The following is a 21,670-nucleotide window of genomic DNA, read 5'->3' as shown; positions in this document are numbered from 1 at the left end:
TCCCCGCGTCGGACCGCGCTCAGCCGGCAGGCACGAAGATCGGCCCGAGGAGCGGTTCCTCACCGCGGCGCACGACGCCCACGGTCATCTCCACGCGGTCCCCGTGGCTCGGGGCGACGCCGTCGGGCCAGTCGAGGCGGGCGAACAGCCGGGCGCCCTCGTCGAGGTCGACGAACCCCACCAGGAACGGCGGCTCGAAGCCCCGCGGCGCGATCTCCATCCGCACCGACTCGAAGAGCGTCCCGGTGCCCGCGAACGCGAGCTCCTCGCACTCGCCGAGATCGACCGGGCAGAGCACCCGCCGGGGATAGCGCACGTCCCCGCAGGTGGGGCACCTGCTGCCGAGCAGCGCGGGTGTCGCGTCCTCCTCGCCCTCGGCACCGCCGAAGACCTTGAGGCCCAGGGACTGCTCGCCGATGGAGGTCATGACGGGGTCCCCTCGAGGATGGTGACGCCGGAGGTCGCGAAGTCGCCCTCGTGGAACCCGCCGGAGATCTGGGCCAGCGCGCGGCGCGCGCCCTCGACCTGGCGCGCCCCGGACCGGCCGCGGAGCTGGTCGGACAGCTCCACGAGCTGGGCCACGCCGGTGGCGCCGAGCGGATGGCCGCGGTTGAGCAGGCCCCCACCGGTGTTGACGGGGATCCGGCCGCCGAGCGCGGTGGCACCGCTCTCGACCAGGCCACCCCCCTCCCCCGGACCGCAGAACCCGAGGTCCTCGTAGTGGATGATCTCCGCGACCGAGAACGAGTCGTGGACCTCGGCCACGTCGATGTCGGCCGGGCCCACGCCGGCCTGCTCGTAGGCCCGCCTCGCGGTCTCCCGGTCCAGCCGGAAGCTCGTGAGGCTGCGCGTCTGGTCCCCGAAGTACCCGCTGCCGATGGCCGAGCCGCCGACCCGGATCGCCGGGTCGAGCCCCAGCCGCTCCGCGCCCCGGGCGTTGACGAGCACCAGCGCCGCACCGCCGTCTCCGGTCGGGCAGCAGTCCAGCAGGGTCAGCGGTCCGGCCACCGGCTTGGCGCCGACGACGTCCGCCTCGGTGATCGGCGCCCGGTACTGCGCCTTGGGGTTGTCGGCGGCCGCACGCCGGTTCTTCACCGCGACCTTGGCGATCTGGCTGCGCGTGGTGCCGTAGACCTCCATGTGCCGCCGGGCCGCCATCGCGTAGTAGGCGGGCGGCGAGAACCCCTGCTCGCCCTCCAGCACCATCCCGTCCGAGGTGATCGGGCGACCCTTGCCGTCCCGTGTGGACATCCGCTCGACTCCCACCACCAGCGCCACGTCGTGGGTGCCGGAGGCCAACGCCATGTGGGCCACGGAGAACGCGAGCGCACCGGACGCGCAGTAGGCCTTCTCGTTGTAGGCCGGGGCGCCCTCGATGCCGAGCTCCCAGCCGATCAGCTGCCCGACGCCGCTCTCCCGCGACTGCAGGCTGCCGCTGCGGGCCGTGCCGCAGGCGATCACCCCGATCTGCGCGGGCCGCACCCCGGCGTCGCGCAGGGCCTCGGCCCCCGCCATCCGGCCGAGGTCGCCCAGGGCGAGATCGGGGAACTTCCCGAAGGCCGTCATGCCGGAGCCGACGACGTAGACCGGCTGCACACCGGCGTCGGAGGTGCTCATCGGACCACGAACCAGGGGATCGTGCTGCCGTCCGGCGCCTCGCGGAACTCCGCCGCGACCGGGCTGCCGGCCCGCAGGGTCGCGCCGGGCTCCACCAGCAGGCCGACGCGGCCCGTCCGGGCGCCCTCCGCCAGGTCCACGATGCCGATGGGGTACGGCGTCCGGTCGGCGATCGACGGGTGGTAGTCCTGGTGGATCCGGGCGAACGTGTACAGGGTCCCCGTGCCGCCGGCAACCAGCCAGCGGGTGTCGGCACCGAGGCAGCGGTGGCACCGCTGCATCCACGGCACCGGCCACGACCGCGCACCGCAGTCCCCGCACTCGCGGAGGAGGAGCTCCCCGCGGCGGGCGCCCTCCTGGAACACGTCCCAGGGGTCCTCGTCGGGTCGTTCGGGATGTTCGGCGTTCATGTCCTCGCTCCTCGGTGCGGGCTCATCACGATCGACGCGTGGTTGCGGAGGATGCCGCCGTTGGCGCTGACGAGGATGTGGTCGTTGCGCGCCACCTGGCGCTCCCCCGCCTGACCGCGCCCCTGGATCACCGCCTCGGACAGCTGGGTGAAGGTCCACATGTAGAAGGACGACAGCTGCCCACCGCCGGTGTTGGTCGGGAGCGAGCCACCCGGGCCCAGCTTCCCGTCGGCGACGAAGGCACCGCCCTCGCCCTTGCCGCAGAAGCCGAGGTCCTCCAGCGTGACCAGCACCGTGTAGGTGAAGCAGTCGTAGAGCTGCAGCAGGGTGATGTCGGAGAGCTCGAGGTCCGCGGCGCGCAGGGCCGCCGGACCGGCCCGGCTCGCACCGGTGACGAGCATGCCGTCCCGGTCCCCGGTCCCGTCGTCCCCGGGGTGCGACTGCACGACCGAGCGCAGGTAGACCGGGGGCTGCGGCAGGTCGCGGGCCCGGGCACCGGAGGTGAGGACCAGGGCCACCGCGCCGTTGGACACCAGGCAGCAGTCGAAGAGGTGCAACGGCTCCACCACGAGCCGGGAAGACTGGTGGTCGGAGAGGGTCATCGGCTTGCGCATCTGCGCCGCCGGGTTGAGCTGCGCCCAGGCCCGCTGGGCCACCGCGATCGCGCCGAGCTGCTCGCTCGTCGTGCCGTAGAGGTCCATGTGTCGTTGGGCGGCAAGGGCGTAGCCCGAGACCGCCACCCCGAAGTCCCCGTGGACGAAGGGCAGGTAGTCCCAGCCCTCGGGCGTGCGGCTCGGCGCCCCGCCGTACTGCGTGCTCGACGCCTTGGCCCTCGGCCGCAGCGGGGCGTCGGAGAAGACCAGCGCCACGGTGTCCACCAGCCCCGCGCCGATCGCCATGGCGGCGTACTGCAGCATCCCGCCGGCCCCGGCCCCGGCCGCGTACATCACCGAGAAGAGCCGCAGCTCGCGCAGGCCGAGCGCGTTCGCCAGCTCCGGCGACGAGTCGGCGGTCTGGTTGCCGTGCACGAGCAGCCCGTCGAGATCGCTCTTGTCGAGACCCGCGTCGGCGAGCGCGAGGGCGAGCGCCTCCGCGGCGAAGTCCCGCCCCGAGCCGTACACCCGGTGCGTCATGTCCGTGACGCCGAGGCCGACGACGGCGACGTCGCCCAAGCCGTTCATGTGCGAGCCCTCCTAGAAGTGCGAGAAGCCGGCGTCCACGGCCAGGGACTGCGCGGTGACGTACCGCGACTCGTCCGAGGCGAGGTAGACCACCGCGTTGGACAGGTCCACGGGCTCCATGTACGGGATGCCGAACATGTTCGAGAACTTGTTCTGCCACAACGGGTGCTCGGCGAACATGTCCCCGAACCGCTCCTGCACCGCCGCCCGGCCGCCCTGCATCGGGGTGTCCACACTGCCCGGTGCGAGCGAGTTCACCCGGATCTTCTGCTCCGCGAGCTCGATCGCCAGCGCCTTCGCCAGGCCCGTCACGCCGTGCTTCGACGCCACATAGGGGGCGAGGAAGGGCAGCGCCTTCACCCCGGCCACCGAGCTCACCAGGATGAGCGACCCGCCCCCGGCCTCGACCAGGTGCGGCACCGTGGCCACGACGGTGTTCCAGGTCCCGGTGAGGTTGACCTCGATCTCGTTGTGCCACATCTGCGGGGTGACCTGGTCCCACGGGGTGGTGGTCGCGATCGCGGCGTTCGTGACCACGGCGTCGAGCCGGCCCAGCTCCCCCACCGCCGCCGCGACGTCCGCCTTCATGCCCTCGAGGTCGCGGATGTCGCGGACCACCTGGACCACGCGCCGGTCCTGGGCCTCCACCAGCCGCGCGGTCTCCTTGAGGTCCTCGGGCGAGGACAGCTCGTAGTGCAGCCCCTCCAGCGGCGCGCACACGTCGAGCACGATCACGTCCGCGCCCTCGCGCGCCATCGTCACCGCGTGCGAACGTCCCATGCCGCGCCCGGCCCCCGTGACCAGCGCGACCTTCCCGGACAACCGACCCGTCATAGCCACTCCCACCTCATTCGACACTCGACACCCCGCCGGACGCCAGAGCCGCCACCGTCGCGGCCCAGCGCCGGCTGAGCTCCGGACACACCGTCGGGAAGATCTCCACCGCATGGGTCGTGCCCAGCACGACCTGCCCGTCGGCCTCGACCCCCGCCTCCAGGAGCCGGCGGTACAACAGGATGCCGTCGTCCCGGTACGGGTCGAGCTCGTTCACCGACACGTGGACGGGCGGCAGGCCGGCCAGGTCCGCGGGCGTCGCGAAGATGCCCCAGGCAAGGGGATCCCGCGCCTCGTAGGCCTCGACGCCGTACGAGATCACCCCGATGTTCGTGTGGCAGTCGAGGAAGAGGCCGTTGTTCTCCACGGACGAGGGGCACTCGTCGGCGGGCCAGATGCCGCGGATGTAGGGCGCGAGGAGGCCGACGCCCCGGACCCGGCCCGCCGCACCGCGATCGCGCAGGGACATCGCCGTGGCGAGGGCGAGGTTGGCGCCCCCGCTCTCGCCCGCCACCGCGACGTCTCCCGACAGACCCAGCCGCCCGGCCTGCCGGGCGAGCCATTCGACGCCCGACACGCAGTCGTGCAGGCCGCCCGGGTACGGCGCGACCTCGGCGACCGACGACGGCGTGACCGAGTTGCGGAAGTCCACCATGGCCACCGCGACGCCGTGCGCGGCGATCATCCGGGCGAGCAGCCGGTAGTTGCCGTCGTACGCCGAGCCGCGGGCCATCCCTCCCCCGTGCACGTAGTAGACGCACGGGAAGGGGCCGCCGGTGCGCGGCGCGACCAGCCTGATCCGGCAGATGTTGCCGTCCGGCGCCGACGGGTACTCGAGCTCCCGCACGGCGAACGGCGCGGACGGGCAGACCGCCTCGCTCTCGAACCGCTCGAAGAACGCGGCCCGCCCCTCGGTGGCCCGCAGTCCCTCGGGTGAGCACGCGGCCGCGAGGACCTCCTCGCGGGTCGCGAAGTTCCCGTGGTCGGCGATCCGCCAGTCCGCGAACGCCGCCCTGATCCGCGGGTCCACCCGCGGGTCCGCGGCCAGCCGGTTCCCGGCCACGGCCACGCCCGCCTCAGCCAAGGCGGAAGCCCCGGTACCCGTCGGCCGCGACCTCGTTCCGCATGGCGACGCCGTCCGGCACGCTGTCCGGGCTGGTGAGGACGCCGCGGGCCTTGCCGGGGATGTTCGCGCCGGTGAAGTAGGAGTCCGCCCTGGCCTGGAGCCGGAGCTCGTTGGCGCTGTTGATGCGCTCGATCCACGCGTCCTCGGCGCCCTGCTCCGCCTCGATGGACCGGTGCCCGCCCTGCAGCACGTGCGCGATGCACCGGGTGACCCACTCGACCAGCGGTTCGAGGCCCCGGACGAAGTTGCCCGGCGCGGTGACGTTGAACCAGTTGGGGAACCCGGCGCTCATCACGCCGAGGTAGCTGCGCGGCCCGTCGCGGAACTTCTCCTGCAGCGTGAGCCCGCCGCTCCCGCGGAAGTCGAGCGTCGTCAGCGCGCCGGTGAACGCGTCGTACCCGGTGGCGAAGACCAGCACGTCGAGCTCGTGCAGGACGCCGTCCGCGGTCACCGCTCCCTCGGCCACCAGGTGGGTGATGGGGTTGGCCCTGACGTCCACCAGGTCCACGTTGGACTGGTTGAAGACCTCGTAGTAGCCGTCCTCGCACGGGATCCGCTTGGCGCCGAACGGGTGGTCGTACGGGACGAGCTTCTCGACGAGCTCCGGGGAACCGAGCCGCTCGCGGATCTTCCCGCGGACGAACTCGGCGTAGTCCTCGTTCGCCGGGCCCGGCTTCATGGTGTCCGAGAAGCCCGCCAGCCACTTCTTGTAGCCGGGCTCCTGCCACAGGCGCTCGTACACCTCGTGCCGCTCCTGCGCGGAGTACTCCATCGCCGGACCGTAGGCCGCCGCGTAGGGGAAGGCCGTCGGCGTCGTGGAGCAGGTCTCGAAGATCTCGTCGTAGCGGGACCGGAGCTCGTCCATGTACTCGGCCGTGATGGCCTTGTTGCGCAACGGCACGCAGTAGGTCGCCGTCCGCTGGAAGACCGAGAGGTGACCGACCTCGGAGGCGATCGAGGTGACCAGCTGGACGCCGCTGGCGCCGGTCCCGATCACGCCCACGCGCTTGCCGGCCAGGTCGACGCCGTCGGCGGGCCAGCGGCCGGTGTGCAGCCAGGTACCCCGGAAGTCCTCGATGCCGGCGATGTCCGGCGCGTAGGCGGCGGAGAGGTGACCGACCGCGGTGACGAGGATCGAGCACGTCGCCCGGCTGCCGTCGGCGAAACCGAGCGACCAGGTCGCCGCCGCGTCGTCGTAGACCGCGGACGTGACCTCGGCGCCGAGCCGGATGTCCGCGCGCAGGCCGAACTCGTCCGCCACGTGGTTGAAGTACCGCTCAGTGTCCGCGCGGGCCGAGTACAGCTCCCTGAAGTCCCACTCCTTGAGGAGCTCCTCGGAGAACGTGTAGGCGTAGGTGTAGCTCTCGGAGTCGAAACGACACCCGGGGTAGCGGCACCAGTACCAGCTCCCGCCGACGCCCTCCCCCTGCTCGTACAGGCGGACCGACAGCCCGGCCTCCCGCAGATGGTGCAGTTGCAGGAGCCCGGACGGGCCTCCACCGACGATGACGACGTCCAGGTGATCCCCTGGGACGGTGGCGGGTTGATGCCCACTCACTCGAGCGCCCCTTTCCTGTTGCGGCCGCCCTGTACACGCACGGCATGCTCCAGCACGCTACCAACCGCAAAATGAGCTGTCTAGGTGGACGTTCGTTCATACTCAAAGTCCAGGTCAGAGCAAACTCCGCCCGCGGAAGGCCGCTGTTGAAATGAATGATCGTGCGTATGGCGTTCGCGCACTGTATCTGGCATCGTGCGACGAGTGCGCGTATCGAAAGTCGTGTCGCTCGGCGAGGCCGTCCGGCTCGTCGAGCCGGGGGACCACGTCCACCTCGCCTACTCCGAGGCGCGGCCCAACGCGGCGGTCTCCGCACTCGTCCGGCGGTTCGCGGGCCTGGGCGGGCACGAGGCCGGGCTGACCGTGAGCACCGGCGGGCTGGTGTCCTCCCAGGCCTCCCTGGTCAGCGAGGGCACCGCGAAGCGGATCATCGCGAGCTTCGTGGGGGACAACTTCCCGACGGGCGCGCCGAACCGCCTGTTCCAGACGGCCATCGACGAGGGCCGGGTCGAGCTGGAGGAGGTCACCCTCTGGACCCTGGTGGCGCGCCTCATGGCCGGCGCGCTCGGTCTGCCGTCCGTGCCCGTGCGCTCGCTCGTGGGCTCCGACCTGGCCCGCCAGTCGTGGGTGAGCGAGGAACCCGGCGAGGGCGGCACGGTCCTGACGGCGTCCGCGCTGCGGCCCGACATCACCGTCGTCCACGGGGTCGCCGCCGACCGGCACGGCAACGTGATCCTCTCCCCGCCCTACGGCGAGGCGGCCTGGGGCTCGCTGGCGGCCCGGCGCGGGGTGATCGCCGCGGTCGAGGCGATCGTCGACGACGACGTGATCCGCCGCAACCAGGCCCTGGTCGGGATCCCGTCGCACCTGGTCAAGGCCGTCGCCGAGGTCCCGCTCGGCGCGCACCCGTACGGCCTCTACAGCCCCATCCCCGAGGTCGCGGGGTATGTCGAGGACGAGGAGTTCATCCTCGAGCAGCGCCGGGCGAGCCGGGAGCTCGACCGCTACCGCGCCTGGGTGCAGGAATGGGTCCACGGCGTCGCGGACCACGAGGCGTACCTGGGGAAGCTGGGGTACGACCGCATCCAGCGGCTGGTCGGCGGGGCGGGCGCGGGGGTGTGGCGGGTCGACTCCGCCGGCGACCCGTCCTGGCCCGCGGCACCCGGCGCCGAGGAGCTCATGGTCCACGAGGCGGCCCGCCTGATCGGGGCCCGGCTCACCGGCGGCGGCTTCGAGGTGCTGATGACCGGCATCGGGTACGCGAACCTGGCCGCCTGGCTCGCCCACTCCCGCCTCGGCGAGGGCGCCGTTCCGCTCATGGCCGAGATCGGGGCGTACGGCTACGAGCCCCGGCCCGGGGACCCGTTCATCTTCAGCCACCGCAACCTGCCCACCTGCACCTGGATGACCGGCGTGACCGAGATCCTGGGCAGCGTGATGGCCAGCGGGAACAGCCGGTCCCTCGCCGTGCTGGGCGCCGGGACCATCGACCGGCACGGCAACACCAACTCGAGCCGGGACGCCGACGGCCGGTTCCTGGTCGGCTCCGGCGGGGCGAACGACATCGCCAGCGGGGCCGCCGAGGTGATCCTCGTGGTGAAGCACGGCCGGTCGCGCCTCGTCGAGCAGGTCCCCTTCGTGACGTGCCCGGGCGACCGGGTGGGCGCGATCGTCACCACCCGCTGCGTGCTCGAGCGCCGGCCCGGCGGCACGGAGTTCGCGATGACCGCCGTCCTCCCCGCTCCCGGCGAGACCCTCGCCGACGCCGTCCGGTCGGCCCGCGAGGGCATCGGCTGGGAGGTCGCGGTCGCCGCCGACGTGGCCCCGTTCGCACCGGTCGACGAGGCCGCGGCCGCCGCCCTGCGCGCCTTCGATCCCCGGCACTCGTTCCTCCCGGGAGCCGCCGCATGATCCAGGTCGCGCACGACGAGAAGACCCACGTCGGGACGATCGCCCTCGACCGGGTGCCGCACAACTACCTCAGCGCCGCGGTCCTGGCCGCCGTCGTCCGCGCGGCCCGCGACCTCGACGCCGAGGGCTGTCGCGCCCTCGTCCTGCGCGCCAACGGCCGGAACTTCTGCGTCGGCGCCGAGCTGGGCGACGGGCAGGACCCGAACGCGCCCGACGCCCGGCACATCTACGACGTCGCCGTGGAGCTCTTCGAGATCGACGTCCCGATCGTCGCGGCGGTGCACGGCAAGGCCATCGGGGCCGGGGTCGGGCTCGCGCTGGTGGCCGACCTCCGGGTCGCCGCCCCGGACGCGCAGTTCACCGCGAACTTCACCCGGCTCGGGATCTCGCACGGCTTCGGCATGTCCGTCACGCTGCCGCGCGCGGTCGGGGCGGGCGCGGCCGCCGAGCTCCTCTACACGGGGCGGGCGGTGCCCGCCGATGAGGCGCTGGCCCTCGGCCTGGTCGACCGGATCGCCGCCGACCCGGCCGCCGAAGCGACGGAGCTGGCCGGGCAGATCGCCGCGAACGCGCCCCTCGCGGTGCGGTCCGCCCGGCGCCTGCTGCGCGGCACGCTGGCCGCCGAGGTCGCCGCGGCACTGCGCGGCGAGCGGGCGGCCCAGGAGACCGAGATGCGCACCGGTGACTTCCGGGAGGGTGTGCGCGCCGCGAAGGACCGCCGTCCTCCCGTCTTCGAGGGGAGCTGACGATGGCCTCCCTGATCCCGATGCCCCTCTCGGACGAGCCCGAACCCCCCGGCCTGCGGGCCAGGGTGCGGGCCTTCCTCGACGCCGAGCGGGTCGCGCACCCGGGCCTGGTCGGGCGCGGCGGCTACGACCGCGCGTTCAGCCGCCGGCTCGGGGCGGCCGGGCTGGTGGCCCTGTCGGTCCCGGTGCAGTACGGCGGCCCGGGTCTCGGCCCGGTGGCCCAGCTCGTGGTCGCCGAGGAGATGCTCGCGGCCGGAGCCCCGGTGGGCGCCCACATCGCCGCCGAGCGGCAGACCGCCCCGATGCTGCTCCGCTTCGGCACCGAGGAGCAGAAGCGGGAGTTCCTGCCCCGCATCGCCGCCGGGGAGATCGGGTTCGCGCTCGGGATGTCGGAGCCCGACTCCGGCTCGGACCTGAGCTCCGTCCGCACGCGCGCCACCCGCGTCGACGGCGGCTGGTCGCTCTCCGGGGCCAAGATCTGGACCTCGTGGGCGGACCGGGTCGAGTACGCGGTCGTCCTCTGCCGGTCCAGCCCGCTCGGCGACGACCGGCACGAGGGGCTGAGCCAGCTCGTCGTCGACCTGTCGGCGCCCGGGGTGGCGATCTCCCCCATCGAGACCCTCGACGGCAACGCCCACTTCTCCGAGGTCTCGTTCTCCGAGGTGTTCGTGCCCGCGGACCGGGTGCTGGGCGAGCCCGGCAGCGGCTGGCGGCAGGTCACCTCCGAGCTGGCGTACGAGCGCTCGGGCCCGGACCGGTGGCTGTCCGCGTTCCCGGTCTTCTCCGCCCTCGTCGACGCGGCCCCGCACCTGGAGGACGAGGCGCTGGTCGAGGTCGGCCGGGCAGCCGCCATGTTCCGCGTCCTGCACGCCTTCTCCTCCGGGATCGCGCACGCGGTCCGGGACGGCGACGACCCGGCCGTGGCCGCGGCCGTCGTCAAGGACATCGGGACCGGGTTCGAGCAGGGCCTCGTCGCCGCCCCGGCCGGCCTGCTCCCTCGTGACCCCGACCTCCCGCACGGTTCCGTGCGGGCGCTGCGGGAGACCTCGCAGGCGCTGGGACTCGTCTCCCCCGGTTTCACCATCCGCGGCGGCACCACCGAGGTGCTCCGCACCATCGTCTCCCGAGGACTCCTCCGATGATCGACCGTCGTGAGCTCGACGCCGTGCGCGACGTCGTCCACGCGCTGCTCGCGGACCGGGCCGCGGGCGATCCCGGCACGCTCTGGGCGGCGCTGCAGGACCTCGGCCTCGTGGAGCTGGTCCTCCCCGAGGCGCTGGGGGGCATGGGCGGGGGCGGCGCGGCGATCGCCGAGGTCGCGCGGGTCTCGGGGGCGCTCCCGACGCCCGTCCCGCTCGCCGAGACTGTGTGCCTGGCCGGGTGGCTGGTCTCGCTCGGCCTGCCCGTCCCGACGGCGGAGCAGCTCCCGCTGACCGCCTGCGCCGCGCCCGGCGCCGTGCGGCTGCGGGTGAGCGGGACCGGCGACGGGCTCGTCGTGGCCGGCGAGCTCGACCGCGTCCCCTGGGTGGGCTCCGCGCGGACCGTCGTGGTCGGCCACGAGGACCGCGTGCTGCTCCTGTCCACCGCGGACCTGAAGATCGAGCCCGGGACGGACGTCGCGGGCGACGACCGCGGTGGCGTCCTCGTCCCCGAGCTGCGGCTCGCCGCGGACCGCTGGACCACGCTCCCGGCGGCGCGGGAGGTGGTCCACCGCCGGGCGGCGGCCGCCCGCGTCCTCGCCCTGGGCGGTGCCGCGGACCGCGCGCTCGAGCTCACGGTCGAGCACTGCCGGACCCGGATCCAGTTCGGCAGGCCCCTCGCGCAGTTCCAGGCCGTCGGCCAGCTGCTGGCGCGGATGGCGGCCGGTGTCGCGGTCCTGCAGGCGGCCGGGCACCTGGTCGCCACCGCTCTGGACGACGACGAGCCGGACCCGCTCGAGAGCGCCGTCGCGGTGGGCATCCCCGCCGCGACCTCGGTGGCGGCCGTCGCGCACCAGCTCCACGGGGCGATCGGCCTCACCCGCGAACATCCTCTGCACCTGTCCACGACCCGGCTCACGGCGTGGGCCGGTGAGCTGGGCCCGGAGCGGTACTGGGCGTCGCGCCTCGGCTCCCGTCTCCTGACGGCGCCCGGCGACCCCTGGCACAGATTGGTGAAGGCGTGAACGACGACAACGGCACGATCCGGCAGCACGACCCGGGCGCCTCCTACCAGCCGCTGGCCGGGGTGCGGGTCCTCGACCTCACGCGCCTGCTGCCCGGCAACCTCTGCACCCTGGCGCTCGCCCAGCTCGGCGCCGAGGTCATCAAGGTCGAGGACACCGGTGCCGGGGACTACATGCGCGGCTTCGGCCGCCAGGTCGACGGCGCCGGGGTCTGCCACCACAGCGTCAACCGGGGCAAGCTGTCGGTCACCCTGGACCTCAAGGACGTGGCCGACCGCGAGCGGTTCGAGGCGCTCGTCGCCACCGCGGACGTCCTGGTCGAGTCGTTCCGGCCCGGGGTGATGGGCCGGCTGGGGTACGACGTGGAGACCCTCCACGGGATCCGGCCCTCCCTGGTGATCGCCTCCATCTCGGGCTACGGCTCCAACGGCCCGCTGAGCCAGGAGGCGGGCCACGACCTCAACTACCTCGCCTTCAGCGGGCTGCTCGACCGGCTGCGCCCGCAGCTCGGCCCCTCGGTCGGCCCGCCGCTCCCGCTGGCCGACCTCGTCGGCGGCGGGCTCGTGCCCGCCCTGCTGATCACCGCGTTCGTCGGGCAGGCGCGCCAGAGCCGGCGCGGGGTGTGGATCGACGCCGCCATGGCCGAGGGCATCGCCCTGCTGCCCCACGTCCTGATCAACGACCTGCTCAACGGGCAGCCGTCCACCGGCCCCCGCAGCTCGCTGCTCGACGGCGGCCTCGCCTGCTACGGCACCTACGCCCTGACCGACGGCCAGGTCGCCATCGCCTCGCTCGAGATCAAGTTCTGGCTCACCGTGTGCGACCTGGTCGGCGGCCTCGACGACTACCGCGGCAAGCACGAGGACCCGGCCAGCCAGCCGGCGATCCGTCGCCGCCTCACCGAGTACTTCCTCGGACGGAGCCGCGCGGACATCGAGGCTGTGTTCGGCGGGCGGGACGCGTGCGTCACGGTCGTGCGGTCCTACGAGGAGATGCTGGAGTCCGACCAGGCGAAGGCGCGGGACTTCCTGGTCGACCACCCGGACCTGCCGGTCCCGGTGCTCGCCTTCCCCGCCATGGTCGACGGGCGGCGGCTGGCCGAGCGCGGACCGGCCCCGGCACACGGCGAGCACAACAGCCATGTCTTCGGTGCCCTGGGCCTGGAGCGCGAGCCGGTTCCGGCGCGGCCCCGGGAGGCCTCGTGAGCACCGCGTCCTCCCTGCTCCCCCTGGTCTCCCCCCGCGGCATCGCCGTGGTGGGGGCCTCGCCCAGGGAGTCCAATGTGGGCGGTCGGCTCGTCGCCGCCCTGCGGGAGCACGACTTCCCGGGGGACCTGGCCGTCGTGAACCCGACGGTCGACGAGGTGTTCGGCGTCCCGAGCCACGCCTCCTTCGCCGATCTCCCGTTCGCCGTGGACCTCGTCCTCGTCGCGCTGGCCGCGGCCCGCGTGGAGGAGACGCTGCGCTCCGCGGCCGACGCCGGGGCCCGGGCGGCGATCGTCTACAGCTCCGGGTTCGCCGAGACCGGCGCCGCCGGGCACGAGGCCCAGCAGCGGCTGGGCGCGCTGGCCCGGGAGCTGGGCATCCGGGTGCTCGGGCCGAACTGCCAGGGTCTGGTCGACTTCGGCGCCGGCCTGGCGGCCTGCTTCGCCCCGGCGGTGCTGCGCGCCGATCCCCGGCACCTGGCCCCGGTCGCGTACGTCGGGCAGAGCGGGGCGGTCGGCGGGACGTTCTTCGACCTCGCCCGCGAGCGCGGCCGCACGCCGGCGGTGTGGGCCAGCACCGGCAACGAGGTCGACGTCTCGGTCGTCGAGCTCGCTCGGGAGCTGGCGGCGCGGGGCGACCTCGACCTGCTCTGCCTGTACCTGGAGAACATCCCCGACGGGGCGACCTGGTTCGACCTGCTCGACCGCGCGGCCGGGTCCGGGACCCGGCTGGCCGTGCTCCGCTCCGGCGAGACCGAGGTCGGCCGGCGGGCGGCGGAGTCGCACACGGGCGCCCTGCTGAGCGACGCCACCTCCTTCGAGATCTCCTGCCGGGACGCCGGGGTGCTGCGCGTCCGGGACGTCTCGGAGCTGGTCGATCTCGCCGTCTCCGTCCGGCGCCGGCCCCCGAACCGGCGTGGCATCGCCGTCGTCACCACCTCCGGCGGGGCGGGCGGCCTGGCGGCGGACCGGCTGGCCGAGGCGGGGCTCGAGGTTCCCGCCCTCGGCGAGCGCACGACCGAAGCGCTCACGGCGCTCCTCCCCTCCTTCGCGGGGCTCGCCAACCCGGTCGACGTCACCGCCGAGTTCATGGTCAAGCAGGCCGCCAACCTGCCGCGGGTGACCGACGCCCTGCTCGCCGACGAGGCCGTGGACGACCTGCTCGTCATCCTCACGAACGTCGTCGGCACGATGGCCGACGACGTGGCCGCCGCCTTCGCCGGCTCGGGCGAGAAGTCGATCACGTTCGCCTACCTCGCGGCCGGCGACGAGTCCGCCGCCGCGTCCCGGGTCCTGCGCGCGCACGGTCTCGCGGTGCACGGATCGATCGCGTCGGCCGTCCGCGCGATCGCCCTGTGCCGTGTCCCCCAGGCCCCGGCGCCGCGGGTCGAACGGGGACCGGCCGTCGCGCTGCCCGCCGGGTTCGGGTCGACCACCGAGTGGGGCGCCCGCGAGCTGCTCGTCCGGGCGCAGGTGCCGCACCCCGCGGCCCGGCTGGCCCGGTCGGCCGACGAGGCGTCGGCGCACGCCCGCGCGATCGGCGGACCGGTCGTCCTCAAGATCCAGTCGCCCGACGTCCTGCACAAGACGGACGTCGGCGGGGTGCGCGTCGGGGTGTCGGCCGCGGAGGCGGACGACGTCGCGGCGGAGATCCTCGACACCGTCACCCGGCTCCGGCCCGACGCCGCGATCGAGGGCGTGCTCGTCCAGGAGATGGCGCCGCGCGGGGTCGAGCTGCTCGTCGGCCTGCGCGCGGGCGTCGACGGCTATCCCGCCACCGTCACCGTCGGCATCGGGGGGACGGCCGTGGAGGTCTACGGCGACGTGGCCACCGCGTTCGCCCCGGTCACCCCGGAGCGCGCCGAGCAGCTCCTGTTGTCCCTCGAGGGCGCGCCCCTGCTCACCGGGGCCCGCGGGAAGGCGCCGGCCGACGTCACGGCGGCCGCCGAGGCCGTCTCGCGGCTCTCGGGGCTCGTCGAGTACGGCGCGATCGCCGAGGTCGAGGTCAACCCACTGGTGGCCCTGGACGACGGCAAGGGCGCGCTCGCGCTCGACCTGCTGGTGCGCCTGACCGGCGCCTGACCCCGTCCCCACCCCGATCACGAAGGAACGGATCCCATGCCCGACTACAGCGACATCCTCTACAAGGTCGACGACGGCGTCGCGACCGTGACCATCAACCGCGAGCAGGTGCGCAACGCGTTCCGCCTCCAGACGCTCGAGGAGCTGCGGGACGCGGTGCTGTTGTCGGAGAACGACACCTCGGTCGGCGTCATCGTGATCACCGGGGCCGGGGACAAGGCGTTCTGCGCCGGCGGCGACATCAACATGGAGTCCGCCTCCGGGCGGCAGGGTGCCCGCGAGCTCGGGCAGCGCGCCATGGCGTTCTCGCTGGCGGTCCGCACGTCGGGCAAGCCGGTCGTGGCCCGGGTCAACGGGTGGTGCATCGGCGGCGGCAACGAGATCAACCTGATCTGCGACCTGTCGGTCGCCGCGGAGTCCGCCAGGTTCGGTCAGTCGGGCCCGAAGATGGGCAGTGTGCCGATCTGGTGGGGCACCCAGCTCCTCCCCCGGCTCGTCGGCGACAAGCGCGCCAAGGAGATCGTGTTCCTCTGCCAGCAGTACACCGCGGCCGAGGCCAAGGAGATGGGCTGGATCAACCGCGTCGTGCCCGACGCGCAGCTCGACGACGCGGTCGACGAGTGGTGCCGGCGCATGCTGACGCTGAGCCCGCAGGCGCTCCGCGTGGCCAAGCACCACCTGAACATGGAGGCCGACCGGCAGTGGCCGTCGATCGCGGCCGGCTACGAGTTCATCTCGTTCATCCACGGCACGGACGAGTTCCACGAGGGCGCGAAGGCGTTCCTGGAGAAGCGCCCGCCCGCGTTCGACCAGTACCGCTGATCCCACCCGGTCACCCGAGAGAACCAGGAACGAATCATGCTCGACTACACCGGCCAGGTCGTCCTGGTCGCCGGCGGCGGCAGCGGGATCGGTGCCGCCACCGCTGCCGTCCTCGGTGAGCAGGGCGCGACCGTCGTCGTCGCCGACATCAACACCGCCGGGGCCGCCGCCGTCACGGACAAGATCAGGGCGGACGGGCACACCGCCGAGGCGGTCACGCTGGACATCACCGACCTGGAGGCCTGCCAGGCCGCGGTCGCCGGGATCACCGAGCGGCACGGCAGCCTCGAGGCGATGGTGCTGTGCCCCGGCTGGTCCGAGACGCACCGGTTCTCCTCCGAGGGCCCCGAGTACTGGCAGCGGGTCATCGACGTGAACTACGTCGGGACGATCAACGCCTGCTTCGCCGCCCTGCCCGTCATGAAGGAGGCCGGCTACGGCCGCATCGTCGCCTTCTCCTCCGACGCCGCCCGGGTCGGGACCTGGGGCGAGGCCGTCTACGCCGGGGCGAAGGCGGGTGTCATCGGGTTGATCAAGTCCCTCGCCCGCGAGTACGGGAAGTCCGGGGTCACCGCGAACGTGGTGTCGCCCGGCGTGACCGACACCCCCCTGATGCGGCACCAGGACCAGGTCGTCATCGACAAGATGGTCCAGCTCGTGACCCTCAAGCGGATCGGCGAGCCCGCGGAGGTCGCGGCCGCCGCCGTGTTCCTCGCGTCGCGGCAGGCCTCGTTCATCACCGGCCAGGTGCTGAGCGTCAGCGGCGGCCTCACGATGGTCGACTGAGGACGGCGCGGATGGAGAAGCGGGTCGAGGTCGAGCGGCACGGGAAGGTGGCGGTGGTGACCCTGGCGAACCCGGCGGCCCACAACGCCCTCGACAAGGCGATGGTGGCCGAGCTGTCCCGCACCCTGCGCGACCTCGACGACGACGCCACGGCGCGGGCCGTCGTCCTGCGCGGTGCGGGGCGGAACTTCTGCGCCGGGGGCGACATCTCCACGTTCGACGAGGGCGTCGCGGGCGGCCGGGACTACGTCTACGCGGTCATCGGGCTGTGCCGGCAGATCGAGCACGCCCGCACGCCGGTGATCGCCGCCGTCCACGGCCGGGCCCTCGGCGGCGGGTTCGAGCTCGCCCTGGCCTGCGACGACATCGTGGCCGCGGAGTCCGCCCAGTTCGCGGTCCCGGAGCTGCGGGTCGGCGCGGTCCCGGGGTTCGCGCTGGTGCGGCTCGGCGAGATCGGCGGGCGTGCCCTCGCGAAGCGGATGGCCTGGACCGGTGCCGCGCTGGATGCGCGGGCGGCGCTGGCGAACCGGGTCGTCGGGGAGGTCGTGCCCGACGAGGACCTCCGCGCCGTCGCGCTCGCCAGGGCCACGGTGATCGCCGCCCAGCCCCGGGTCGCGGCGGAGACGGTCAAGGCGCTGGCCAACGCGTCGGTCGCGGACCGGTCCCTGGTCGAGTCGGTCACGTCCTCGGCCCTGCAGTGGGGCACGCGCGCGCTCGCCGAGGGCAAGGACGCCTTCTTCGGCAAGCGCGCCCCCGTGTTCCCCGACGACGAATAGAGGTACGCATGAGCAAGGACGGATTCGCCAGGTTCGCCGGCCGGACAGCGGTGATCACCGGCGGTGCACAGGGAATCGGGGCGAGCCTCGCGGCCAGGCTGGCCGGCGAGGGCGCGACGGTGGCCGTCCTCGACCTGGACGAGACGGCGGCCCGCACCCGTGCGGCCGGCCTCCCCGGCGCGGCGGTCGGCCTCCGCTGCGACGTCACCGACTCCGCCTCGGTCGACGGCGCGGTCGGCGAGGTCGTGGACCGGTTCGGTCGCGTCGACATCCTCGTGAACAACGCCGGCATCACCCGGGACAACCTGCTGTTCAAGATGACCGACGACGACTGGGACGCCGTGGTCGGCGTCCACCTCCGGGGCGCGTTCCTCATGAGCCGGGCCGCCCAGAGGTCGATGACCGCGCACCGCTCGGGCCGGATCATCACCCTGTCCAGCGTCGCCGCGCTGGGCAACCGCGGCCAGGCGAACTACTCGGCCGCGAAGATGGGCATCCAGGGGTTCACCCGCACCCTCGCGATCGAGCTCGGACCGTTCGGGATCACCGCGAACGCCATCGCGCCCGGCTTCATCGTCACGGACATGACGGACTCCTCCGCGCAGCGCCTCGGCATGACGCCGGAGCAGTTCCGGGAGCAGAACGCGGCGGTCATCCCGGTCCGCCGGGTCGGGCAGCCGGAGGACGTCGCCGCGGCGGTGGCGTTCCTCTGCAGCGACGAGGCCTCGTTCATCACCGGCCACACCCTCTACGTCGACGGCGGGCAGGCGCTCTAGGAAGGCGCGGTTCGCGAGGAGCTCGGAATGACGAAGAAGCTCGCCTTGGCCGCGCTGGCGTCGCTGCTGACGGTGGTGGCGGCCTGCGGGTCGGGAACCGCGCCCGGGCCCGGCGCCGCGGGTCTGCCCGCGGTCCTCACCCTCCAGGCGATCCAGGACCTGACGGGCCCGGCGGGCTACGCCGGCGTCGCCGTCCAGCAAGGAGCGATGGTCGCTCTGGAGGAGATCAACACGACCCGGTTCCTCGGCGCGACCACGCTCGGGATCGACTACTCCGACACCCGCAGCGACCGGCAGCAGGCCGGCATCCTCGCCAGCCGCGCCGTCGCCTCGGGCACGCCCCTGCTCCTCGGCACGGTGGCCAGCACGTCCGGCCAGGTCATGTCGCCGATCGTCGAGCGCGCCGCGCTCCCCACGATCTACACCATCTCGACCGCGAACGGCGTGAACATCGGCCGCTACACCTACCGGTCGAGCGTCCCGGCCTCGAACATGGTCCCGGCGCTGGCACCGGTCCTCGTCGCCCGCGGGATCACGACGATGTCGATCATCCACGACTCGGACAGCGACGGGACGGTGCTCCTGGGCACGAAGGCGATGCCCGAGCTGGCCCGCCGCGCGAACGTCCGGGTCCTGGGGACGAGGGTCACCCAGTCCACCCAGGGCGACTACGCGGCGGTCGTGGCCGCGACGCTCGCCGACAAGCCGGGCGCCGTCGCGATCGCGCCGGTGACCGAGGCGGGCGGCACCGGGATGATCCGGGCGCTGCGGCTGGCGGGCTTCACCGGGCCGATCGTGGCGAGCGGTGTCCTCGCCACCGGTGCCGTGAAGGCCCTCGGCGCCGCCGCCGGAGACGTCTTCTGGACGGTGGCGTTCCACAAGGACCGCAGCTCCGACGCCACGCGTCACTTCGACGCCCTCTTCCGGGCCAAGTACGACGCGGACCCGAACGAGTACCACGCGTCCGGCTACGACCAGGTCTGGACGGCGGCCCGCGCGCTGAAGGCGGCGAGCTCCGTGGACCGGGCCGCGGTTCTGCAGGGGCTCGAGAAGGTGGCGGCCGAGGGCTTCTCCGGCTCCTCCCAGGACCTCAGGTACACCGACCGCGACCTCGCGACCGCATCGCCGGCCGTCGTCGCGTGGGTGAAGGATCACGAACAGCTGCAGAACTGACCGGTCGCCGAACGTGCGTCCGTTCGCCGTGGAGCCCGCTCACGAAGGAGTGCCGATGGAGCCAGCCGGCGATGCCCCGGTCACCGAGACGGTCCCGCCGACCCGCCGGCCGGACGCCGCGGCCGGAGCGGACTCCGAGGGCGCCGGACCGTGGACCGGACCGACCTGGCTGGAGCACTTCCTGCGTGGTGCGGCGGACCACCCGGACGCGACGGCCGTGGTCGACGAGGGCGGTTCGCTGACCCGGTCCGAGGTCCTGGGCGCCGCTCGCCGGCTGGCCGCGTACCTTCTCTCGCGCGGGGCGGTCGCCGGGGACGTCGTGACGCTCGTCCTGCCCAACTGGCGCGAGTTCGCCGTGGTGCACGCCGCGGTCGGGCTGACCGGGTGCGTCGTCAACCCGGTCCTGCCCACGCTCGGCGCCCGCGACCTCCGGCACGTCCTGGCCACCGCCGGCTCCCGCTTCGTGTTCGCGGCGGGCCGGCACCGCTCCGGCTCGCCCGCGGAGCAGGTCCGGCTCGCGGCGGCCGACCTGGCGGACCCACCCGAGATCGTCGTCGTCCGTGCGGACGACGGGGCGGCGGGCTCCCTCGAAGGCGTGCTCGCGCTGCCGTGGGAGGAGACCGTGGCCGTCGTGCCACCGGTCGCCGACGCCTCGGCATGGGACACGATCACGTTCACCTCGGGCACCGAGGCGCTGCCCAAGGGGGTCGTCCACAGCCACCGCTCGACGATGTTCGGCATCGACGCCTACAGCCGCCGGGTGCTCGGGCTGACCACCGAGGACAGCGTGTTCATGCCCTCGCCCATCTGCCACGCGTCCGGGCTGCAGTGGGGCCTGCGGGCCGCCGCCGTGATCGGGATGCCGCTGGTCCTGCAGGACCGGTGGGACGCGGCGACCGCCCTGCGGCTGATCGACGCCCACGGCTGCACCTACACGCTGGCCGCGACGCCCTTCATCGTCGACATGATCGCCGCGCGCCGGGCGGGCGCGGGCAGCGGGGCGTCGCTGCGGTGCCTCGCGTCCGGGGGCGCCCCCGTGCCGCGCCACCTGGTCGTGGACGTGCGGGAGGAGCTCGGCGCGGAGCTGCTCGTGTGCTTCGGGGCCAGCGAGACCTACGTCGCGACCGCCACCCGGCCGGGATCCCCGGACCACCTGCTGATGACGGACGGGGTGCCCCTGCCCGGGACCGACACCCGGATCGTCGACGAGCTCGGCGAGCCGCTGCCCGCCGGGACGGACGGCGAGATCGTCACCCGCGGACCACACGTGTTCCTCGGCTACCTCGGCGACCCGGAGCTCACCCGGCGGTCCTTCCACGGCAGCTGGTACCGCTTCGGCGACGTCGGGCGCATCGACGAGAACGGCTGCCTGCGGGTCACCGGACGGATCAAGGACATCGTCATCCGCGGCGGCGAGAACATCAGTGCCCGTGAGGTCGAGGATCTCCTGCTCACCCACCCCGGCGTGCGCCAGGCCGCCGTGGTCGGCTACCCGGACGCCCGGCTCGGCGAACGGTGCTGTGCGGTGATCGTGCCCGAGGGGCCCCCGCCGACGCTGCCCGACCTGGTCGACCACCTGACGGCGGGCGGGCTGGCCCGGTTCAAGCTGCCCGAGCGGCTCCGCGTCGTCGACGCGATGCCGATGACCGCCACCGGCAAGATCCGCAAGGCCGAGCTCCGCGGCCTCCTGCTCGATCCCGTCCCGGAGACCTGAGCGGCGGGGTGAACCGGCGGACCACCTAACCGGCCCGCGGCACCGAATCCTCGGCGGCGACCTGGGCCGCCGGGACCTCGGACCGCGGCAGCCCGATCTCCGTGACCCCCAGCATCCGGTCGGCCAGCTCCACGAAGAGATCGACGAGGAGCTCGCCGCTCCAGCCACCCGGCTCGGTGTACCAGTCGGAGATCGACGTCATCAGGCCGAACAGGGCGGTGGAGGTCAGCCGGGCCGCCTCGGCCGCCGAGGCGGTGGGCGTGAACTCGGCACTCTCGACGCCCGCCACGATGATCCGCTCCACCTGGTCGCGCAGCGACCTGCGGCGCTCCAGTATCAGGTCGAGCATCGCCTGCGGGAGCTCCAGGGACTCCCGGTTGGCCACCTTCGCCTGGTGCGCCTTGTGGCAGTGCCACAGGGTGACAGCCTTGATCACCGCCACGAGCCGTTCCCGGGAGGTCTGGCCGGATCGGCCCAGCTCCATGTCGATCTCGCGCTGCAGCTCGACGAACGAGTCCACGATGATGCTGTAGAGCAGCTCGTCCTTCGACGCGAAGTGGTTGTAGAACGCCGCCGGGGTCAGCTTGCAGGTGCTGGTGATCTGCCGCATCGTCGTGGTTCGGAAACCCTGACGGTAGAAGAGCTCGAGAGCCTCCTGGGTCAGCCTTTCCCTCGTTGACACCACGCCACTCACCCTCTGCCTGTCGAAAGCACTGCCGGCGCACGATTCTACGAGATGGACGGACGCTCAGTCACTTTCAGGGGACCCTGGCCGCCTCTCGCCGTCCCG

General features: G+C 73.5%; 20 protein-coding genes. 12 read left to right on the top strand and 8 right to left on the bottom strand.

Annotated elements, in window-relative coordinates; genetic code table 11:
• Positions 1–19: 19 nt before the first annotated feature.
• The 7 genes from ABD324_RS28300 to ABD324_RS28270 are packed head-to-tail and all read right to left on the bottom strand — an operon-like array spanning position 20 to position 6,726.
• Entirely contained in the window at positions 20–427 is a 408-nt protein-coding gene (locus ABD324_RS28300) for a Zn-ribbon domain-containing OB-fold protein (protein WP_344423724.1), read from the bottom strand.
• Positions 424–1,617, bottom strand: a complete 1,194-nt coding sequence (locus ABD324_RS28295; protein ID WP_344423721.1) for a thiolase family protein — start codon at positions 1,615–1,617, stop codon at positions 424–426. The genes ABD324_RS28300 and ABD324_RS28295 overlap by 4 nt, the downstream gene beginning before the upstream one ends.
• A complete protein-coding gene (locus tag ABD324_RS28290; protein WP_344423718.1) occupies positions 1,614–2,027 on the bottom strand; it encodes a Zn-ribbon domain-containing OB-fold protein in 414 nt (137 codons plus the stop codon). Before ABD324_RS28290 ends, ABD324_RS28295 begins: the two co-directional genes overlap by 4 nt.
• Complete coding sequence (locus ABD324_RS28285) at positions 2,024–3,208, bottom strand: thiolase family protein (protein WP_344423715.1); 1,185 nt, start codon at positions 3,206–3,208, stop codon at positions 2,024–2,026. Before ABD324_RS28285 ends, ABD324_RS28290 begins: the two co-directional genes overlap by 4 nt.
• A gap of 12 nt (positions 3,209–3,220) precedes the next feature.
• Positions 3,221–4,042 carry a mycofactocin-coupled SDR family oxidoreductase gene (locus ABD324_RS28280; RefSeq protein ID WP_344423712.1) on the bottom strand — a complete coding sequence of 274 codons (822 nt, stop codon included), beginning with the start codon at positions 4,040–4,042 and terminating at the stop codon, positions 3,221–3,223.
• Positions 4,043–4,055: 13 nt separating this feature from the next.
• Entirely contained in the window at positions 4,056–5,111 is a 1,056-nt protein-coding gene (locus ABD324_RS28275) for an alpha/beta hydrolase (RefSeq protein WP_344423709.1), read from the bottom strand.
• Positions 5,112–5,118: 7 nt separating this feature from the next.
• Complete coding sequence (locus tag ABD324_RS28270) at positions 5,119–6,726, bottom strand: flavin-containing monooxygenase (protein ID WP_344423706.1); 1,608 nt, start codon at positions 6,724–6,726, stop codon at positions 5,119–5,121.
• Positions 6,727–6,930: 204 nt separating this feature from the next.
• On the opposite strand from ABD324_RS28270, the gene ABD324_RS28265 reads away from it, so the two are divergent.
• The 12 genes from ABD324_RS28265 to ABD324_RS28210 are packed head-to-tail and all read left to right on the top strand — an operon-like array spanning position 6,931 to position 20,880.
• On the top strand, positions 6,931–8,637 hold the full coding sequence (locus ABD324_RS28265) for a CoA-transferase (RefSeq protein ID WP_344423703.1): 1,707 nt from the start codon (positions 6,931–6,933) through the stop codon (positions 8,635–8,637).
• The gene (locus ABD324_RS28260) at positions 8,634–9,383 is read left to right on the top strand and encodes an enoyl-CoA hydratase/isomerase family protein (RefSeq protein ID WP_344423700.1); all 750 of its coding nucleotides are present in this window, start codon (positions 8,634–8,636) and stop codon (positions 9,381–9,383) included. The genes ABD324_RS28265 and ABD324_RS28260 overlap by 4 nt, the downstream gene beginning before the upstream one ends.
• 2 nt (positions 9,384–9,385) lie before the next feature.
• A complete protein-coding gene (locus ABD324_RS28255) occupies positions 9,386–10,525 on the top strand; it encodes an acyl-CoA dehydrogenase family protein (protein ID WP_344423697.1) in 1,140 nt (379 codons plus the stop codon).
• Positions 10,522–11,547 (top strand): acyl-CoA dehydrogenase family protein, encoded by a 1,026-nt coding sequence (locus ABD324_RS28250; protein WP_344423694.1) that lies wholly within the window; start codon positions 10,522–10,524, stop codon positions 11,545–11,547. Before ABD324_RS28255 ends, ABD324_RS28250 begins: the two co-directional genes overlap by 4 nt.
• Entirely contained in the window at positions 11,544–12,752 is a 1,209-nt protein-coding gene (locus tag ABD324_RS28245; RefSeq protein ID WP_344423691.1) for a CaiB/BaiF CoA transferase family protein, read from the top strand. Before ABD324_RS28250 ends, ABD324_RS28245 begins: the two co-directional genes overlap by 4 nt.
• A complete protein-coding gene (locus ABD324_RS28240) occupies positions 12,749–14,833 on the top strand; it encodes an acetate--CoA ligase family protein (RefSeq protein WP_344423688.1) in 2,085 nt (694 codons plus the stop codon). Before ABD324_RS28245 ends, ABD324_RS28240 begins: the two co-directional genes overlap by 4 nt.
• A gap of 36 nt (positions 14,834–14,869) precedes the next feature.
• Positions 14,870–15,655 (top strand): enoyl-CoA hydratase-related protein, encoded by a 786-nt coding sequence (locus tag ABD324_RS28235; protein WP_344423685.1) that lies wholly within the window; start codon positions 14,870–14,872, stop codon positions 15,653–15,655.
• Positions 15,656–15,691: 36 nt separating this feature from the next.
• The gene (locus tag ABD324_RS28230) at positions 15,692–16,441 is read left to right on the top strand and encodes an SDR family NAD(P)-dependent oxidoreductase (protein WP_344423683.1); all 750 of its coding nucleotides are present in this window, start codon (positions 15,692–15,694) and stop codon (positions 16,439–16,441) included.
• 11 nt (positions 16,442–16,452) lie between these two features.
• Positions 16,453–17,217 (top strand): enoyl-CoA hydratase/isomerase family protein, encoded by a 765-nt coding sequence (locus ABD324_RS28225; protein WP_344423680.1) that lies wholly within the window; start codon positions 16,453–16,455, stop codon positions 17,215–17,217.
• A gap of 8 nt (positions 17,218–17,225) precedes the next feature.
• A complete protein-coding gene (gene fabG / locus ABD324_RS28220; RefSeq protein ID WP_344423676.1) occupies positions 17,226–17,993 on the top strand; it encodes a 3-oxoacyl-ACP reductase FabG in 768 nt (255 codons plus the stop codon).
• Between the two features lie 27 nt (positions 17,994–18,020).
• Positions 18,021–19,166 (top strand): ABC transporter substrate-binding protein, encoded by a 1,146-nt coding sequence (locus ABD324_RS28215; RefSeq protein ID WP_344423673.1) that lies wholly within the window; start codon positions 18,021–18,023, stop codon positions 19,164–19,166.
• A gap of 55 nt (positions 19,167–19,221) precedes the next feature.
• Entirely contained in the window at positions 19,222–20,880 is a 1,659-nt protein-coding gene (locus ABD324_RS28210; RefSeq protein ID WP_344423670.1) for a class I adenylate-forming enzyme family protein, read from the top strand.
• 25 nt (positions 20,881–20,905) lie between these two features.
• On the opposite strand, the gene ABD324_RS28205 is transcribed toward ABD324_RS28210, so the two are convergent.
• Positions 20,906–21,565: a TetR/AcrR family transcriptional regulator gene (locus ABD324_RS28205; RefSeq protein WP_344423667.1), complete on the bottom strand. Its 660-nt coding sequence runs from the start codon at positions 21,563–21,565 to the stop codon at positions 20,906–20,908.
• Positions 21,566–21,670: the final 105 nt, after the last annotated feature.

The sequence above is a fragment of the Pseudonocardia ailaonensis genome (assembly GCF_039531635.1).
In the GTDB taxonomy this organism is placed as follows: Bacteria; Actinomycetota; Actinomycetes; order Mycobacteriales; family Pseudonocardiaceae; genus Pseudonocardia; species Pseudonocardia ailaonensis.
Note: the sequence above shows the minus strand (reverse complement) of the source record. Positions and strands in the feature narration are given on the sequence as shown.

Coding starts and splice junctions, on each gene's coding strand:
- ABD324_RS28300 (WP_344423724.1), bottom strand. CDS start 427: ATGACCTCCATCGGCGAGCAGTCCCTGGGCCTCAAGGTCTTCGGCGGT.
- ABD324_RS28295 (WP_344423721.1), bottom strand. CDS start 1,617: ATGAGCACCTCCGACGCCGGTGTGCAGCCGGTCTACGTCGTCGGCTCC.
- ABD324_RS28290 (WP_344423718.1), bottom strand. CDS start 2,027: ATGAACGCCGAACATCCCGAACGACCCGACGAGGACCCCTGGGACGTG.
- ABD324_RS28285 (WP_344423715.1), bottom strand. CDS start 3,208: ATGAACGGCTTGGGCGACGTCGCCGTCGTCGGCCTCGGCGTCACGGAC.
- ABD324_RS28280 (WP_344423712.1), bottom strand. CDS start 4,042: ATGACGGGTCGGTTGTCCGGGAAGGTCGCGCTGGTCACGGGGGCCGGG.
- ABD324_RS28260 (WP_344423700.1), top strand. CDS start 8,634: ATGATCCAGGTCGCGCACGACGAGAAGACCCACGTCGGGACGATCGCC.
- ABD324_RS28255 (WP_344423697.1), top strand. CDS start 9,386: ATGGCCTCCCTGATCCCGATGCCCCTCTCGGACGAGCCCGAACCCCCC.
- ABD324_RS28250 (WP_344423694.1), top strand. CDS start 10,522: ATGATCGACCGTCGTGAGCTCGACGCCGTGCGCGACGTCGTCCACGCG.
- ABD324_RS28235 (WP_344423685.1), top strand. CDS start 14,870: ATGCCCGACTACAGCGACATCCTCTACAAGGTCGACGACGGCGTCGCG.
- ABD324_RS28230 (WP_344423683.1), top strand. CDS start 15,692: ATGCTCGACTACACCGGCCAGGTCGTCCTGGTCGCCGGCGGCGGCAGC.
- ABD324_RS28225 (WP_344423680.1), top strand. CDS start 16,453: ATGGAGAAGCGGGTCGAGGTCGAGCGGCACGGGAAGGTGGCGGTGGTG.
- fabG (WP_344423676.1), top strand. CDS start 17,226: ATGAGCAAGGACGGATTCGCCAGGTTCGCCGGCCGGACAGCGGTGATC.
- ABD324_RS28215 (WP_344423673.1), top strand. CDS start 18,021: ATGACGAAGAAGCTCGCCTTGGCCGCGCTGGCGTCGCTGCTGACGGTG.
- ABD324_RS28210 (WP_344423670.1), top strand. CDS start 19,222: ATGGAGCCAGCCGGCGATGCCCCGGTCACCGAGACGGTCCCGCCGACC.